Annotated in this window: 13 protein-coding genes; 4 read left to right on the forward strand and 9 right to left on the reverse strand. The window is 56.6% G+C overall.

Annotated features, from left to right (window positions below; all coding sequences use genetic code 11):
- Window positions 1-18: 18 nt before the first annotated feature.
- A complete protein-coding gene (locus J2X71_RS24710) occupies window positions 19-1,017 on the forward strand; it encodes an ABC transporter permease (protein ID WP_310386140.1) in 999 nt (332 codons plus the stop codon).
- A gap of 155 nt (window positions 1,018-1,172) precedes the next feature.
- Here J2X71_RS24710 and J2X71_RS24715 read toward each other — a convergent pair whose 3' ends face one another.
- From J2X71_RS24715 to J2X71_RS24725, 3 genes are all read right to left on the reverse strand, one after another.
- Window positions 1,173-1,526 (reverse strand): EF-hand domain-containing protein, encoded by a 354-nt coding sequence (locus J2X71_RS24715; protein ID WP_029868626.1) that lies wholly within the window; start codon window positions 1,524-1,526, stop codon window positions 1,173-1,175.
- A gap of 17 nt (window positions 1,527-1,543) precedes the next feature.
- Complete coding sequence (locus J2X71_RS24720; RefSeq protein ID WP_310386141.1) at window positions 1,544-1,786, reverse strand: hypothetical protein; 243 nt, start codon at window positions 1,784-1,786, stop codon at window positions 1,544-1,546.
- Between the two features lie 312 nt (window positions 1,787-2,098).
- Window positions 2,099-3,244: an AraC family transcriptional regulator gene (locus J2X71_RS24725; protein WP_310386143.1), complete on the reverse strand. Its 1,146-nt coding sequence runs from the start codon at window positions 3,242-3,244 to the stop codon at window positions 2,099-2,101.
- Between the two features lie 619 nt (window positions 3,245-3,863).
- On the opposite strand from J2X71_RS24725, the gene J2X71_RS24730 reads away from it, so the two are divergent.
- Together J2X71_RS24730 and J2X71_RS24735 are read left to right on the forward strand one after the other, a co-directional pair.
- Window positions 3,864-4,886, forward strand: a complete 1,023-nt coding sequence (locus J2X71_RS24730) for an efflux RND transporter periplasmic adaptor subunit (protein ID WP_405049748.1) — start codon at window positions 3,864-3,866, stop codon at window positions 4,884-4,886.
- Window positions 4,883-8,050: a multidrug efflux RND transporter permease subunit gene (locus tag J2X71_RS24735; RefSeq protein ID WP_310386148.1), complete on the forward strand. Its 3,168-nt coding sequence runs from the start codon at window positions 4,883-4,885 to the stop codon at window positions 8,048-8,050. Before J2X71_RS24730 ends, J2X71_RS24735 begins: the two co-directional genes overlap by 4 nt.
- A 21-nt stretch (window positions 8,051-8,071) precedes the next feature.
- Here the strand turns inward: J2X71_RS24735 and J2X71_RS24740 are convergent, their stop codons facing one another.
- The 6 genes from J2X71_RS24740 to J2X71_RS24765 form a co-directional block, all read right to left on the reverse strand.
- On the reverse strand, window positions 8,072-9,088 hold the full coding sequence (locus J2X71_RS24740) for an AI-2E family transporter (protein WP_310386150.1): 1,017 nt from the start codon (window positions 9,086-9,088) through the stop codon (window positions 8,072-8,074).
- A 171-nt stretch (window positions 9,089-9,259) separates the two neighbouring features.
- Complete coding sequence (locus tag J2X71_RS24745; RefSeq protein ID WP_025669117.1) at window positions 9,260-9,754, reverse strand: DUF1269 domain-containing protein; 495 nt, start codon at window positions 9,752-9,754, stop codon at window positions 9,260-9,262.
- Between the two features lie 156 nt (window positions 9,755-9,910).
- On the reverse strand, window positions 9,911-11,611 hold the full coding sequence (locus tag J2X71_RS24750) for an alpha/beta-hydrolase family protein (protein WP_310386152.1): 1,701 nt from the start codon (window positions 11,609-11,611) through the stop codon (window positions 9,911-9,913).
- Between the two features lie 83 nt (window positions 11,612-11,694).
- Window positions 11,695-12,942 (reverse strand): arginine deiminase, encoded by a 1,248-nt coding sequence (arcA, locus tag J2X71_RS24755; RefSeq protein ID WP_310386154.1) that lies wholly within the window; start codon window positions 12,940-12,942, stop codon window positions 11,695-11,697.
- Window positions 12,943-12,960: 18 nt separating this feature from the next.
- Window positions 12,961-14,394 carry a basic amino acid/polyamine antiporter gene (locus tag J2X71_RS24760; RefSeq protein WP_310386156.1) on the reverse strand — a complete coding sequence of 478 codons (1,434 nt, stop codon included), beginning with the start codon at window positions 14,392-14,394 and terminating at the stop codon, window positions 12,961-12,963.
- 246 nt (window positions 14,395-14,640) lie between these two features.
- Entirely contained in the window at window positions 14,641-16,071 is a 1,431-nt protein-coding gene (locus J2X71_RS24765; RefSeq protein WP_310386159.1) for a basic amino acid/polyamine antiporter, read from the reverse strand.
- Window positions 16,072-16,418: 347 nt separating this feature from the next.
- Here J2X71_RS24765 and J2X71_RS24770 point away from each other — a divergent pair, with 347 nt between their 5' ends.
- The gene (locus tag J2X71_RS24770) at window positions 16,419-16,913 is read left to right on the forward strand and encodes a YqhA family protein (RefSeq protein ID WP_113322757.1); all 495 of its coding nucleotides are present in this window, start codon (window positions 16,419-16,421) and stop codon (window positions 16,911-16,913) included.
- The last annotated feature ends 146 nt before the right edge of the window (window positions 16,914-17,059 follow it).

Raw genomic sequence — 17,059 nt, forward strand, 5'->3', positions numbered from 1 at the left:
CAAGAAAGAAGGTCGACGATGGCGATTACACTTGACCAGACGATCGGACAGAAGCAACGGAGCTGGCTTGCGGCGATCTTGGGCGGCCAGACATTTTGGGTTCTGATTGCGGTCATTTTCGCCTGCATTTTTCTGTCGATGGCGACAGACTCCTTTGCGACGGCAAAGAACATCTACAATATCACCCGCAACGTCACCTTCGTCGCAATTATCGCACTGGGCATGACGCTGGTCATCATCACCGGCGGCATCGACTTGTCCGTTGGCTCCGTGCTTTGCCTGTGCAGCATGGTGCTGGCGGTCGTCATGCACGCGGGGTACAGCATTGAGGTCGGCATCGCCGCCTCGATCGGTACCGCTCTTTTGGTCGGAGCTTTCAATGGCCTGTTGATTGCCTATCTTGGCTTCCCGCCTTTCGTCGTCACGCTCGGCATGTTGTCGATTGCGCGCAGCCTTGCGATGGTTGCGTCCAACAACACCGTCGTTTTCCAGTTCGGGCCTGATCACGACAAGCTGCTGGCGCTGGGTGGCGGCGCTTGGTTTTTCGGCATCGCTAATCCAGTGCTTTACATGGTCGTGCTGGCACTCATTACCGGTTTTGTGCTGCGCTGGACCAAGTTCGGCCGCTATGTTTTTGCCATCGGCGGCAATGAGCACGCCGCGACACTGACTGGCGTTCCCGTGCAGAGGATCAAGGTCATCGTCTATATGATTTCCGCCCTGTCGGCGGGGGTTGCCGGCATCATCCAGACCGGTTGGCTCGGCGCTGTCACCACAAATATCGGCGCCGGGATGGAACTTCAGGTCATCGCGGCTGCGGTCATCGGCGGCGCCAATCTGGCCGGTGGCGTCGGCACCGCCTTTGGGGCGTTGATCGGCGCCGCGCTCATCGAGGTTATTCGCAACAGTCTTGGCCTGCTCGGCATCAACGCCTTCTGGCAAGGCTGCTTTATCGGCGGGGCAATTGTCCTTGCCGTTCTTTTCGACCGAATTCGCAACTTGCGACGCGACGAGTAGGCGAGCCCAATCCCACATCCTCAAGCCTCACGAGACCGGCATGACGAACTATGTGAGGGTCGCCAGAGTGAAGCCTGCCAACGCGCGCACCTAGCCGTCGTTACCGCGTAGAGGGAGCGGAAACACGCTTGCCTTGGCGCTTGGATCTCTGTGCGTTACTGCAGGCTCCCGTCGCCGCCGCGGTCGGCGGTCTTGAAGTCCGCCATCACCCTATTCAGGAACTCGCTCTGGCTGACTTTGCCGTCGCCGTTGGCGTCGGTGGCGGAGAATTGCTGGACAGTCAGAACTCCGACAACTTCGTCAGAATTCAGGCTGCCGTCCTTGTTCTTGTCCAGGCTCGTGAAGGCCGATGTCATGAAGGCTTGATATTCAGATCGGTCGATCGCTCCATTCTTGTCACGATCGAGCCGGTCCATTTGGCCCTGGTTCATAGCGACCGGTTGATTCTGCGCGGCGGCCGCAATGGCGGTAAAAAAAACGAATCCCGTCAGCAGGACTACTCTTTTCATAATTCCGACCTTTCGCGTCAATGACATGTCAAGGCACTGCCGCCTGCAGCGCCCAGCGTAGCGCCGCCGCCAACAGCCCAGAGCTGCCCGGTCCCCGAGCCAATGGTCGCACCAAGCAATCCACCGACGACCGCGCCGCCGACCGTACCGGCGATGCAGCCGAACTCGTTACTGCGTCCCCCTTGGGACGTCGAAGCAGATTGGCAGCCAGACAAGGCAAGGCAGCCTAAGAGAGTAAGACCTATCGTGCACTTGGTCATTTTTTCCTCCAGTATATCCGTTCACGTTTAAGACAAACAGGCGGAGGCACCGTTGAGCGGCGGCTGAGTATGTTCCTCATGTGCGAGAGATTTTCTGCTAATTAGAAGCAACTCACAGACGAAACATACAAAGCGCGCGCCAAAGCTGCAACGCTACTATTGAATACTACCACTGCGCATGGGTGAAAACAACACCTGCGCCTGTCTCCACCGCTGATGTCCTGCTAGAGCGAGAACAGATCGCTGGTTTCAGCGCTGTCAGACCGGATGCGATCTCGCTCCTGTTTCGTTCAAAGCGATCGTCGGTCCGCCTCAGCCGTGAAGCCGGCGCAACAGTACGCCAAACCGTTCTTCAGGAGCATACGCCTTTAGATCGGTCGCCGGCCTGTACGGCAGATCGGCCTTTTGCCTGCTTCTTACGTCGGTGGGACTACAACCAAATTCGCGCCGGAAAGCGCGGCTGAATTCCGTCCCATCGTTGAAACAGTGTTGCTCAGCGATCTCGATGATACGGCGTTGATCGGTCGGATCACTCAGTGCCGAATGCGCATCGAGCAGGCGCCGATGCTGAATATAATGCATGACGCCGCCGAACGGTTCAAACAGGCGATAGAGCCGTGAGCGTGAGACGCCAAGTTCCCGACGCAGGGAATCTGCCCCAAACTTCGGATCGAATAATTTGGCCTGGATAATTCGATGCGCCCTTTCGATCAGCACCGACGCAATCGGCTCCCGCGCTTCCTCAATATGGTCCGCAGAAGGCGACGCACAGGCGAGTATCATTGCCCGCGTGGCAGCTACCAGTGCTGGAAGTTCAGCTTCATCAATCACCGACAGCCGCTTGGCAAGGCCAATCATGTAGTCCGTGAACAGCCGACCCATTCCGGTGCTGAGATTGGAGAATTCCGCGGCATTCAGGGCGCCCGTTACTTCGGTGCAAAAATCACGTGGAACGAACAACATCAGCATTTCGCTATTGGTGATATTCCCTTCGAAGGGTCGGCCAAGAGGATGGACCTGAACCACACCCGCACTGCCTTCAAACGTCCTGGCTGGTGCGATGGTATTCACGCACCCGTAAAGTAACGTCGTCAGCGTCCAATGATCCAGTGGATCCCGTCGTGTATGTCCGGGCAGGCTGACGAATCCCAATGCGTCGGTCTCGATGCGAGAGAAGGCAAGGCAACCGAGGTCCCAGGTCACTTGTTTGCCGCCAAAGCCGACTGTCACGTCGTCGGGTTCGTCGAACTCGAGCATGGGTGCAAAGTTGTTGCGCCAAGCTTCAAACTGGTATCCCGGGGGAAGATCGTGTGTCGTGAGTTCATATGTGGGCAGGTGCTTGGCGCCACGTGCCCCCTGTTCGGACTCAACTGGTGTTTGCTTCGGAGCCGCGGGCTTTGCATCTGAGATTGTGCCGTTGGCCAAGATATCTCGTCCGATCGCGCCTTCGACTCTCATAGCTTCACACTCCCGATAACTAGGAGAGCACGCAACCGGTCGCCTACCGCGGCTACGTCTACTGAAATCAAGCAAATCACCCTTTTCTGAAGATGCTGCTCCGACATCACTCCCCCCGACGGCCAGATACTCACCCCTGCGTAGCAATAGTGCATAACACAATTAATCCGGATTGTTTAGATGTTGCTTACATCCATCGCTGCACAGGGATCGCCCGGCACAACTGCAGCGCCGACGTGGTTAACAACATATGAACGCTTGCATGCCCACTTCTGGGTGGTGCTCGAAATAGCTCGGACCACCCCTGCACGTCAGCAGCAAATGGCCGACACATCTCTTGGTGCGCAAGAGGTCAAACTGATCTCTATTCGCTCCACGTCCCAAATCTTGGCAATCAGTCCATTTCTATGTGGAGTGGTAGGGAATTTCTTGTTCGCACAGTGGTCCGCAATATATATTTTCTCCGTGCGACGATGCTATCGCCTTGGAGATCCAGATGAAAAATATCTCCTGGACTATCCTTGCCATCTCTCCTTGGCTCGTCTTTTTTTTAGCATTGCCGGTCCGCATTTCAGCGCAGGACACCCCTCCTGTGGGCCGGCCGCCCCCCACGGTCGTGGTGCAATCGGTTGTCGATGGACCGGTTGAATCTCCGAGTGAGAATATCGGCCGCGTAGAGGCCCTGGAGGCGGTGGACGTTCGCGCTCGCGTTTCGGGTTTCATCGAGGAAGTCGCATTCAGTCCGGGCGCAGCCGTAAGCGATGGCGATATTCTGTTCGTCATTGAGCCTGCGCTCTATGAAGCTGCCGTCGCCACTGCCAAGGCGCAGGTCGCACGTGCCGAGGCAACCCTTCACCAGGCCACGGATAATCGAAACAGGAACGCGGAACTTGTCCGACGCAGCACCGTGGCGCGCGCCGCCTATGAAGAGGCCCAGACAGCCTTTGAGATTGCAACCGCCGACCTTGCCGCAGCTCAGGCAGGCCTCACGAAGGCTGAACTCGATCTTTCCTACACGCGCATAACAGCGCCGATCTCGGGCCGCGTCGGTCAGCCGCTTTTTACCAAAGGCAATTTCGTTGGTCCGGATGTCGGAGCGCTTGTTCGACTGGTGCAGGTCGATCCGGTGCGCGTTGCCTTTTCTGTCACCGAAGGAGACATCACCACCTTTCGTCAAAGAGACGCGGCGGAGATGAAATCGACAGCCGAGGCCATGAAATTGACCCTGAGGTTACCGAACGGCAGCGTTTACAATCAGGATGGTATTCTGGAGTTCCTATCGCCAGAAGTCGATTCAAGAACAGGAACAGCAACCGTCGGAACGATATTCCCAAATCCCGAGGGACTGTTGATGCCTGGCCAGTTCGTCAAGCTCATTGTCGGTAGCGCCCAGCAGGCTATGGGGCCATCCGTGCCCCAAACCGCCGTCCTGCAGGACCGCGACGGTCGCTTCTTATACGTGATGGGCGAGAACAATATTGTTCGGCAACGCCGTATCGACACCGGGGCGAAGGTCGGTGATCTGTGGGCTGTCCGACAGGGTGTGAAATCGGGTGAAAAGATCGTTGTGCAAGGGACGCAACGGCTCTCCGATGGCATCGCTGTCCAGCCCGTCGAGCAAGATGCTGGGAAGCAGCCATGATTTCGGGCTTCTTCATCTCCCGTCCACGGTTCGCAATTGTCGTCGCCATTATCCTTTGCCTCGCCGGCGGCCTATCAATTTTCGGGCTTCCCATTGCCCAATATCCCAACATAACGCCGCCAAACATCACGGTTTCGGCTTTCTATCCCGGCGCCAATGCCGAGGTCATCGCAAAGGTGGTCGGGGACCCGCTGGAAACGGCGATCAATGGCGTCGACGACATGATATATATGTCATCAAACAGCTCCGATGCCGGTTCCTATACCCTAACGGTGACCTTCGCCGTCGGCACCGATCCCAACCTCGCCCAGATCAACGTCCAGAATCGTGCTCAACTTGCAACCGCACAGTTGCCGGCCGCGGTCTCCCAGCAGGGGATCACCGTGCGAGCCCGCTCTCCTGATTTCCTGGTGGCCTTCGGCTTCTATTCCCCGGATCACACGCTCAGCGAACTCGACATTGCCAATTACCTCTCCATGAATGTCACAGACGCCCTATCGCGCGTGCCGGGTGTCGGCGAAGCGTCGGTCATGGGATCGTCCCAATATAGTATGCGCATCTGGATGGATCCCGTGCGCATGGCAGCGCTCGAGATAACACCGGATGATGTCGCATCGGCAATTCAAGCCCAGAATATTCAGGCGTCGATCGGCCAGGTTGGCGGTCCGCCTTCGCAAGACAATGCGAAGGTTCAGTACACGCTGGTCGCCCAAGGCCGACTTGAGGAGACCGGAGCCTTCGGCGACATTATCGTGAAGACAGGCCAGGCGGGCGCTCTCGTTCGCATTCGCGATATCGGCCGGGTCGAACTCGGGGCGCAAAGCTACGCGTCCAGCGTGAGAGTGAACGGAGCTCCCGGTGCAATGCTCGTCGTAAATCAGGCGCCGCGCGCCAATGCGCTGGGTACAGCAGATGCGGTGACCAAGGAACTTGAAAGTCTCTCGCAACAGTTTCCGCGCGGTCTGACCTATGAGCCGGTTTATGACTCGACGCAGTTCGTGCGCGCGTCCATTCGCGAAATCATCATAACGCTCGCAATAACCTTCATAATTGTGGTGGCGGTCACTTTCTTGTTTCTTGGCGAATGGCGCGCAACCATTATTCCTGCGCTCGCCATTCCGGCATCGCTGATCGCCACATTCGCCGTTCTTTATGTCGCGGGGTTTTCAATCAATCTCATTACGCTGCTTGCGCTCATATTGGCGACGGGACTTGTTGTTGATGACGCCATTCTCGTCGTGGAAAATGTGCAGCGGCTCATGAAAGATCAGGGATTGGATGCAAAAACTGCCAGTGAAAGGGCCATGCTACAGGTCACCGGCCCGATCATCTCCACGACGATGGTGCTACTGGGCGTGTTTGTTCCGACGGCATTTCTGCAAGGCATTAACGGCCAGCTTTACCGGCAGTTTGCGGTCACAATCTCCGCATCGCTCGTCTTTTCATCTTTTATCGGTTTAACCTTGAGCCCGGCCCTTTGCGCGACCCTTCTCCGCAAGCCGGCAGAACTCAGCGGACCGCTGGCAAGATTCGAGTCCGTGCTGGAAAAGACGCGCAATGGCTATGCCCGTGTTGTCAGCGGTCTCGCTCGGCGTATCGTCATTGTTCTTGGCATCCTTGCTGCCACGATCGTCGTAGCAATGCTGCTTTTCCTGAAAGTGCCGTCGTCATTCCTGCCGGATGAGGATCAGGGCTTCCTCTTTGTGGACCTTCAGCTACCCAATGCATCCACACTTTCGACCACCGAAAAAACGATGCAACAGGTTGAAGCGGCGCTGCGAGAAACGGAGGGCGTGGCGAAGGTCGTGACGATATCCGGTTTCAGCCTTCTGCAGGGCGGCTCTGTGCCGAATGGCGGCTTCGCCATTGTCATGCTGGATCCCTGGGAAAAAAGAGACGCGCCAAACCTGTCAACAACAGCCTTATTGGCATCGCTCAATGCGCGCTTCTCGACCCTTCCGCAGGCCAACGTTGCTGTATTCGCTCCTCCGCCCATCCCCGGCATCGGGCAAGTGGGGGGATTGGACTTCAGGCTACAAGCACACTTGGGCCAATCGCCGGAAGACATCAGTCAGGTGGCACGGGCGCTGATAGCCGCTGCCGGCCAGACGCCGGAGATTGCGATTGCATCCAGTTCTTTCTCGGCGGATGTCCCCCGGGTTTTCGTGAATGTCAATCGCGTGCGTGCCGAAAGCCTGGGCGCCAGCGTCGACCAGATTTATTCAACGCTCGGAGCCCAGTTCGGCGGAAGATATGTCAACGATTTCACGCATGACGGCAGATCATTCAAGGTCAACCTGCAGGCAGACAGCCAGTTCAGAACAATTCCGGATGATGTTCTCAATCTGCATGTCAGAAGCCGCGATGGCACGATGGTACCCCTGCGCACTCTGGTAACCCTGGAACCAGACCTCGGACCGTTTTCGCTGTCGCGCTATAATCTTTTTCCCGCCGCTCCCATAAACGGAATTCCGGCTGTGGGAACCAGTTCGGCTCGGGCGATGTCGGCTTTCGAGAGCGGGGCCTCAGAAGTGCTGCCTGAAGGCTACGGCTACGAATGGTCAGGGCTGTCCCTGCAGGAGCGGCAATCCGCGGCGCAGACCCCTATGATTTTGGCGCTGGCACTCATCTTTGCGTTCTTGTTTCTTGTTGCCCAGTACGAAAGCTGGACTCTGCCGGTCTCCATCATCCTCTCGCTCTCCTTTGCCGCTTTAGGTGCAATCACGGCGCTCGCGGTATCAGGACTGGAAAACTCGCTATATGCCCAGATTGGTATCGTTCTGCTGATTGGCCTCGCTTCGAAAAATGCCATCCTGATCGTCGAATTTGCGCGAGTTGAACGGGAGCGCGGGCTCTCGATCGTTGATTCAGCGGTTTCCGCAGCGGCTCAGCGTTTTAGGGCGGTGATGATGACTGCCGTTTCGTTCATCTTGGGGATGATCCCGCTGGTGGTCGCAACGGGCGCCGGTGCCAACGCGCGCCAAGCACTTGGCGTCACCATCCTCGGAGGCATGTTGGCGGCGACGACCGTGGGAATATTGTTGATCCCGGGATTGTTCGTCGTTGTGGAACGATTTGCAGAATGGTTTTCCGGCCGGTTCACCCGCCCGCTCGACGATGCTCGGGAAGCAGAGGAGGCGGAACAGCGACGCTCGTCACGCTGACCGGTCCAGATCACTGGCCGGTCATATCGACGACCCTCGCGAAGCTAGCGTCGCGATCCATCTCGTGGATTGCTCGCCCGAGCAATAGACAATGAAGGCAATTAGAATTGGCACACCGATGAAGGCGCCAGGAACACCCCACATGAAACTCCAAAAAAACACTGCGAAAATTACCGCAAACGGTGAAATCGAAAGAGAAGTGCCAATCAGCAGCGGCTCAAGATAGCTCCCAATAACAAATTGGATCAGGTTGAGCCCCACGAAGACTCCGACCGCCATCGGCCATGACTCGAATTGGGCAATGGCGAACAGTGTCGGCAATACCGTTGCGACAAACGGACCCAAGAACGGGATATAATTGAGCGTAAAGGCTATCGCGCCCCAAGCGGCCGCGAGCTCCAGCCCTGCCGCGAGTGCGAACATCCAGACGACGAGACCCGTCAACAAACTGGCGAATGTGCGCACGATCATGAAGCGGCGCAATTTCATGCCAATCTCGCGGTTTGCAAGGAGAATGCGCGCGCCATAAGGCTGTGCAGCAGGGGTCTTCAGTCTTTCGTTGAAATCGTCGACCTCGAGCAGACCAAGCATGGTGAAGACAAGAACCAGCAGTGCGAAGCCGGCAAAACTATTGACTCGACCGGCCATTCCTTGCGTGAAGCCGACCAGCCACCTCACATCGAAACGGTCGGCGAGTACGCCGGCGATTGCTATGCCATGCCCTTCCAGCCAGTCGGTCCAGTTGGTGTAGATGAGCTGGAAACGGCTCGCATTGGCGAAAAGCCATTGACCGAGTTTACCGAACCCCCAAGCGACCGATGAACTGATGGCGGCAATGATTGCCATCGTTAGAATAAGGGTGAGAAGCAGCGCTATCAACTGCGGCAACCACCGCTGCAGTGTGGATTGGATTGGACAAACCAACGCGATGAGAAACAGCGAGAATGCAAGTGGAACGAAGATCGCCTGAGCGAAATGAAGGAGGGCAAGAATCAGAATGCCGGTCGCAATAGGTCCGAATTGCCTTTGTCCTGTCATGTTTCACTCCCTATCGGCTCGCCAAACGGAATATCAGGATGCTCATGCGCCGATGGGGCGTCGCCTGGATTGCCTGGCGACTTCGAAAATTTCGATTTTCGCATACCTCCTTCTCGCCGGCTCAATGCCGGCGATCATATTGGTTACGCTTCAGGCGTGAACATCGGCCAATTAGGCTGCCGCATCTTTCTGCAGGGCATCACGTAACGTCTGCTCCTTGGTCTCATCCAAGGAGGTTTTAAGCACCACTCCGCCAAAACCGGATATTTCCTTCAGCAGCTTATCGGCCGTCATCTCCTGCACCAGCACAAACAACGCCGCATTCCCGGGCTGCAGACTGCTCGCAAGGTCTTTCATGAATGCATCGTCTATGCCGACATCGGTTAGTGCGCCTGCGATGGCTCCCGATGCCGCCCCCACCGCCGCGCCGATGAGCGGGTTCAGAAATAGGACGCCTACCAGAAGGCCCCAAAAACTGCCCGATACAGCTCCAGACGTCGTCATACTTACAAGCTGGTTCAGCCTGACTTTGCCGCCCTGTGTCTTGGTTGCGATGACAGCGTCACCAAGTTTGATCAAATATTCCTTCTGCAGTTCGATAAGGCGTCGGCGTACTTCCTCAGCCTTTGCTTCCGTTGGATAGACGATGGCGATGAGACTAGACATGACACCCTCCAAGTTGTGAACCGAACCCTTAGACCTTGATCACCAGGCCACACCGAAAACATATCGCGCGAACGCAGCGAGGAAATTGGCATAGAATCCCAGAGGGATGCGTTGCGTCTCTTTTTGAGTGCGCCGCCGCCAGCAATGCATACGACACTACGGTCGACCAGCGCCGCTGATCAAATCCTGTCCATGCACGACAGGCTCAGCGCCACTTCGAAACTTGTTCTCGAAAGATGTCTTGAGGCGCATAACATCATCGGGGGAAAGGCCCTGCGGATCGGTGACGGCAATCCACGCATCGATATAGTGTTCCGGCGCGTAAACATGGCCATACCCGATCGGAGATGTGGTGGCTGTTGCCATGTCCAGTAAAAGTTGCGTCATTGTGACCAAGGGGAACCAGCGCAACTCAGGGGACACATCCGGACCGCGTGGCATCTTCATCCAATCAGGTTCCCGGTAGAGCGAATGAAAATCGAAAAACGTGACTGGATCGCTGGCATACTGCAGGTAAACGATCCGGATCGGCCCCCAGACGGAACCCGGGATGTTTAGCGCATTATGCTGATTGGTAAATCGAATGATGGAGCCGTCGCGGAAACGCGGCAACCAGGCGGGTGAACCGGGATTGCGATTGGCAGTCACTGACTTCCACGTGCGACTCTGGAAGGGAGGCCCGCTCCACAATGCGCCTTGAAACGGGTCGGCAACGATATCGAAGAGATCGGCCGAAAGCTCTGAATTCATCGCGCCAAGGCTGAGGCCATGCAGGTACAGTTTCGGGCGCTGATCACGAGGGAGTGTGATCCAATAGCGATAAACTTCACGAAAAAGCGCGCGCCCCGCTTCCGCGCCGTAGGCTGGCTCGACCAACAGCGACAGCCAACTGCTCAGGTATGAATACTGGAGGGCTACGCTCGCAACATCGCCCTTGTGAAGGAATTCGACTGTGTCCACTGCCGCGGGGTCGACCCAACCAGTCCCTGTTGGAACAATGACAATCAGAATGGATCTCTTGAAAGCCCCGTTTCGCTTGAGCTCCGCCAAAGCCAACCGAGCTCTCTCCTCAGCGGTATCTGCGCTGTTAAGTCCGACATAAACCCGGATAGGGTCGAGAGCGTTTTCGTGGAAGAAATTGCCAATTTCAGCGCCTGTAGGCCCGGAAATAATGAACTCGCGGCCCCGCCGACCCAGTTCTTTCCAGTCGATAAGAGAAGCCGCACTGCCTGTTTTTAGAGGATCACCCGGCATCGCCAGATCATCGTCAATCATGGCGTCGAGCTGCTGGAATGACGTATCCGCAATCCGCAACGCTGTTCTGAAAAGAAGACCCTCTGCGATCGACCAAAACAATCCGATCGCAATCAAACCGCCGACGAGAATGGACACTCGTCTTGGAAGAAATCGTTCGAACAACGCCGCGAGAACCACGCAGGTCAGCCTGAAGAGCCTCGCGAACAATACCAGCAAGCCGAACACCGCCAGCGCAATGACAACAAGCTCAAAGGGCTCTGCGCTTTGCACTGGATCGAGCCCCATCAGCTTCCGAATGGAGTTCTGCCACTCGGTGGCTCTCCAAAGAACGATAGCCGCAATTGCGACGCAGATGGCAATGGACGCGATCTTCACGGTTATTCGAGTACGCGGCAGCGGCAACTCCAAATAGAGCCAAAGCCAACGCATCAAGACGCCGACCCCATAACCCAGCGCTGCGCAGAAACCGGCAACAATGCCTTGAACCAGGTAAGTTCGTGGCATCAGGCTCGGGCTTAAGGATGCAGCGAAAAAGACAGTGCCGACAACCAAACCGAAAATTGAGAATGATCTCGCCAATGCAACAATTTTCGCCTGCAACTAACCCTCCGCACAGTAGGCGTTAAACTCTGCTACTATAAAGCGTGCGCAGTATTTGCCACAGCAATCAAAGCATCCCAGAATTAGTAATCCACCGCTTCGCGGATGATCGGGCAGGTCATGCAATGGCCGCCGCCACGACCGCGGCCAAGCTCGGCGCCTATGATGGTAATGACCTCGATGCCCTGCTTACGCAAAAGCGTGTTGGTGTAGGTGTTGCGATCATATGCGAAGACGACACCCGGACCGGCGCAAACGAGATTGGCACCACTGTCCCACTGCGTGCGTTCGCGCATATAATCATTACCGCCCGTTTCAACGATACGTAGCTCCTTGAGGCCTAGAGCGTCGCGGACAGTCTCGACAAATGTTCCCTTATCTTTGTGCAGTTCGACCGTTCCCGGCGTTGCACCGGGCCGATACGAAAAGGCGGAGATGCCATTGACGATATCGGGATAGAGCAGCACGCAGTCGCGATCGGCAAAGGTGAACACTGTATCGAGGTGCATCGCGGCACGCAGTTTCGGCATCGCCGCGACAATGACCCGTTCGGCTGCACCTTGCGCGAAGAGATTGGCGGCAACCTGGCTGATCGCCTGGCGCGAGGTGCGTTCGCTCATGCCAATGAGCACATTGCCTTTGCCGATCGGCATGACGTCTCCGCCCTCGAGCGTGGCAAGACCCCAGTCCTTGGTCGGATCGCCCCACCATACCTTGACCTTGCCAGCGAAGTCAGGATGGAATTTATAGATGGCGGTGGTGAGTATGGTCTCCTCGTGGCGTGCCGGCCAGTAGAGCGAGTTCAGCGTCACGCCGCCATAGATCCAGCAGGTCGTGTCGCGGGTGTACAGCGTGTTGGGCAGCGGCGGCAGCAGATATTCGGTGACGCCAGCCGCCTCGCGTACCAGCTTCAGCATTTCGCCGCCGTGGGTCTCAGGGAATTCCTGCGTCGACAGGCCACCGATCAGGGTTTCCGCCAATTCGCGGTTGGACAATCCTTCAAGATAGCTGCGGATTTCATCGACGAGGCCTAGACCGACCTGGTTTGGCACCACCTGGTTGTCGAGGATCCACTTCTTGCCTTCAGGGACCGCAACGGTTTCGGCGAGCAGATTGTGCATCTCCACCACTTCGACGCCGCGGTCGCGCATTTTGGTCATGAAGTCGAAATGATCGCGCTTGGCGTTGTCGACCCAGAGAACGTCGTCGAAGAGCAAGGCGTCGCAGTTGGTCGGCGTCAGGCGCTGATGGGCACGACCAGGCGCACAAACCATCACCTTGCGCAATTGGCCGACCTCGGAGTGAACGCCAAATGTGATGTCTTGGGTCATGATTCTTCTACCTCCCTATCAAGGCGTGATAGTGCCGCTCAGCAGGCCGTAGGCGCCGATCATGCCGGCGATCACCGTGACGGCCAAAACGATGAGTTCGACAGACGTAAACATCTGCACCTTCTGCTCACGCCGCGCCCAGACGTAGAGAATTGTGCCTGGCACGAACAAGACCGCTACGAGCAGCACATATTTGAGCCCGGCGGCGATGAACATGATGATCGTGTAGATGACCGCAATCCAGGAAAAGATCTGGTCGCGGCCGCGTTCATTGGCGGTTTCTTCATAGCCTTCGCCACTGCGGGCGAGCAGAACGCCGTAACCCGCGACAAGCAGATAGGGCAAAAGAGCCGTGACGCTGGTCATGTCGAGCATGAAGTTGAACGCATCCCGAGACCAGTAGGTGGAGATGACGAATAGCGACACGACGATGTTGGTCAGCCACAGGGCATTGGCGGGCACCCGATTGCCGTTCTGCGCGGCAAAAAGCCTCGGCATGTCCTCAGATTTGGCGGCAGCAAACAGGACCTCGGCGCAAATCAGCGACCAGGCGAGATAAGCGCCAAGAACCGAGACCAGAACGCCGATGGAAATGAAGACGGCGCCCCAATGACCGACGACCGCCTCGAGAACGCTGGCCATCGAAGGCTGCTGCACGGCTGCGATAGCCGATTGCGGCATCGCTGCGTAGGGCAGCAGGGTGACCGCCACCATCAGGCCGGTGACGCCAACGAACCCCAGAATCGTGGCGGTCCCGACATCCGCGCGCTCCTTGGCAAAGCGCGAATAGACACTCGCCCCTTCGATCCCGAGGAAAACAAACACGGTGATCAGCATGGTATCACGCACCTGCGCGACCAACGACTTTTCCGGCATGCCGGCGCCGCCGAAGAAGTTTTCGGCGAACTGCCCATAGTGGAAGGAGAAGATCAGCATCAGGATGAAGACGAGGATCGGCACGATCTTGGCGATGGTGACGATGGTGTTGATGAACGCCGCCTGCTCGACGCCGCGCAGGATCATGAAATGAAATGCCCAGATACCGATCAACGACACGATGATCGCCGTGGCGCTGCTTCCGTCGCCGAAGACGGCAGGGAAAAAGCGCCCCAGCGTCGAGCCGATCAGCACCCAGTAGAAGACGTTGCCAAGGCAACTACCAAGCCAGTAGCCAAAAGCCGACAGGAAGCCCATATAGTTGCCGAAGCCAGCCTTGGCATAGGCGAACACGCCCGAGTCGATATCCGGCTTTTTCTCGGCAAGCGCTTGAAACACGCGGGCGAGCATGTACATGCCGGTGCCCGCGATCGCCCAGGCGATCATGGCGCCAAATGGGCCTGTTGCGGCACCAAACCGACCGGGCAGGTTGAATATGCCAGCGCCGACCATTGATCCGACGACCATGGCCGTTAGCGCAAACAACGAGAATTTCTGAGTAGAGTCTGAAGTCATGGTGTCCTCTACAAAACTCTATCAAATGTCCGAGTGCGCTGACCGCGGCGAGTGCTGATTTGAATTATAGTGTTGTTCGGTCCTCCAGTGGATCAGCATAGAATCCCACGACTATTCTTCGCGTCCCGATTTTCGTGGCGACTTACGCAAGCAACGACCTTTTGGGCCGAAATGAAACACTGCGACTGGCTGAGCCAGCAATGGCGCCAAAACGTTTCCTTCGCCGCACACCGTTATGGCGCCCGGTCAGACGGAAATGAGACCTGTTGTGATGGAATAGATCGCTATTGCCGCGCCAAGACTTGCAACTGCGAACATGATCAATTCGCTTGGAGTGAAGACGGTTTTGCCCCTTTCACGGCGCGCAATAATAAAAAGAATCGAACCGGGGCCGTAGATCACCGCCGACAGTAGCAGGTGTTTTGCTCCGGCCGCATAAATCAAGCCCGCAGTGTATATCAGGGCGATCCCGGCACGCATCAGATCCGTCCGGTGGCCAGCCGGATCCCGGTCGTATGTTTCGCCTGACCAGGCAAGTTTAAATCCGTACGCGGCAACGAGGAGATAGGGAACGAGGATCATCGAGCTCGTCAGCTCGAGCGCAAGTCTGAACGCATATTGCGTAAACAGCGTCAGAATCAAAAACGTTTGAACGACGATATTGGTGAGCCACAATGCGTTCGAGGGCACTCCGTTTCTGTTTTCGTGCGACAAAAACTGCGGCATGGTTTCGTATTTCGAGGCCGAAAAAAGAATTTCTGCGGCGAGAAGCACCCACGACAGGTAGGCGCCCAGAACGGAAATCAACAATCCCAAACCGACAAATACCACCCCCCAAGGTCCAACGACGCTTTGCAGAACGCCGGCCATGGACGGATTGCGCAGTCCTGCAAGATCGGCGCGCAACATGGCGCCATAGGAAAGGATCGTGACAAGAGCAAGCAGGCACAATACGCCGAGGAAACCCACAAGCGTTGCCACTCCAACATCGTTGCGGTTCCGCGCATAGCGGGAATACACACTGGCGCCTTCGATTCCGACAAAGACGAAGACGGTCACAAGCATCGTGGCGCGAACCTGGCTGGCGACGTTGCTGACACTGACGTCCTCGCCGCCCCAGAAATTGGCAGCGAAAATATCCGCGTGGAAACCCCAGGCAACAAAGGCAATGAAAAGGATGATTGGAATGATCTTGGCGAAAGTCACGATGGTGTTGACCGCGGCGGCGCCTCTGACACCGCGCAGAATGAGCGTGTGAAAGAGCCACAGCAGGATCGACGAGCAGAAGATCGCTATGATTGTGTTACCGTCCCCGAAGACGGGGAAAAACAAGCCAAGTGTCGACTTGATCAGTACGAAATACGAAACATTGCCGAGACAGGCAGCCGACCAATATCCAAGCGCAGAGAGAAACCCGAGATAGTTGCCGAACCCGGCTTTTGCATAGGCGTATATCCCTGCGTCCAGCTCCGGCTTTCGTCGAGACAGTGTCTGAAATACGAAGGCTAGCATCAGCATGCCGATACCGGCGATCGACCATGCGATCAGTGCGCCGAACGGTCCGGTCGCGCGTCCGAAGGCCTGTGGCAGAGAAAAAATTCCGGCCCCGACCATTGAGCCCACGACCATCGCCATCAATGTCCAAACGGAAAAATGCCGATTTGAATCTGAAGTCATCGTCACGCGCTCCTGGCGGACTGGTCATGTTCGTCGAATAGCCACTTTAGCCTTGCCCGGGAGGCCCGGTAATCGGCATGGAATCCCAAGACTATGCTTCAAGTCCATTTCGACCTGGAATGACCCGACGGCAATGGCGGGGCGGCGCGGTCCGGGCTATGCTTTGCCAACCGTACACGCAAATATCTGAATAACCTGAACGATTGGCCAGAGTTCCTTTCCTCCGATCTTCTGGTTCAGGAGTCATTGATTAGCTTTTGCTGACGCGGGTGCTGGGCATGCCCCGATGGAGCCGTTGCCCCAACATAGCAAGGTGGTTTGACCAGTTCCGCCGACGGAGTACGTTTATGCTCTCGCTGTTTCTATCGCTACGCTATGTCATCATCATCGCCCCTTTAGGCCTTCTAAGCGGTGCTGCGCTCACGTTCTGGGAGGGCACGCTGACGCTCGGCAATGCGTTCGCGGCCGTTCGCATGGATCCAAGTTCGTCCGTTATCGCGGCAGTACTGCGTTCTACCGATAAGTTCATTTTCGGCATCATTCTGATCATCTTTGCATATGCGATTACGTTCGGATTCGTTTTCGATGTGTCGGATGATGAGCGTCGCAAAGTGCCGAGGTGGATGCTGCTGTCCACAATTAATGAACTGAAGATCCTCTTCTTCCAGGTCATCATTTTGTATTTGGTGGTTCATTTTGCGACGCTCATCGCAGAAACCGAGGGAGAACTGGAGTGGAACACTCTCGTGCTGCCCGGCGCTATCGTCCTGCTCGCTGCCGCAATGAAACTGGTGGCGAGTTCGTCGCATGACGAGAACCGCAGGCGAGCGGCACAAAAGTGATTGCTTTTCTCGCGCCAATAAAACAAGCCCGCTTTGCGGCGGGCTTGTTTTATTGGTTTCGTTTGCAGGCTTTTTGCCCTGTTCGGGTTTCGCACCCATGCGGTTATGATGAGCATTGGGGAACGAGGAGCGAGCATCGCTAGCGA

Origin of the sequence: Rhizobium sp. 1399 (assembly GCF_031455475.1) — a bacterium.
Classification (GTDB): domain Bacteria; phylum Pseudomonadota; class Alphaproteobacteria; order Rhizobiales; family Rhizobiaceae; genus Rhizobium.

Coding starts and splice junctions, on each gene's coding strand:
- J2X71_RS24720 (WP_310386141.1), bottom strand. CDS start 1,786: ATGACCAAGTGCACGATAGGTCTTACTCTCTTAGGCTGCCTTGCCTTG.
- J2X71_RS24715 (WP_029868626.1), bottom strand. CDS start 1,526: ATGAAAAGAGTAGTCCTGCTGACGGGATTCGTTTTTTTTACCGCCATT.
- arcA (WP_310386154.1), bottom strand. CDS start 12,942: ATGACCCAAGACATCACATTTGGCGTTCACTCCGAGGTCGGCCAATTG.
- J2X71_RS24765 (WP_310386159.1), bottom strand. CDS start 16,071: ATGACTTCAGATTCAAATCGGCATTTTTCCGTTTGGACATTGATGGCG.
- J2X71_RS24735 (WP_310386148.1), top strand. CDS start 4,883: ATGATTTCGGGCTTCTTCATCTCCCGTCCACGGTTCGCAATTGTCGTC.
- J2X71_RS24725 (WP_310386143.1), bottom strand. CDS start 3,244: ATGAGAGTCGAAGGCGCGATCGGACGAGATATCTTGGCCAACGGCACA.
- J2X71_RS24740 (WP_310386150.1), bottom strand. CDS start 9,088: ATGACAGGACAAAGGCAATTCGGACCTATTGCGACCGGCATTCTGATT.
- J2X71_RS24745 (WP_025669117.1), bottom strand. CDS start 9,754: ATGTCTAGTCTCATCGCCATCGTCTATCCAACGGAAGCAAAGGCTGAG.
- J2X71_RS24770 (WP_113322757.1), top strand. CDS start 16,419: ATGCTCTCGCTGTTTCTATCGCTACGCTATGTCATCATCATCGCCCCT.
- J2X71_RS24760 (WP_310386156.1), bottom strand. CDS start 14,394: ATGACTTCAGACTCTACTCAGAAATTCTCGTTGTTTGCGCTAACGGCC.
- J2X71_RS24710 (WP_310386140.1), top strand. CDS start 19: ATGGCGATTACACTTGACCAGACGATCGGACAGAAGCAACGGAGCTGG.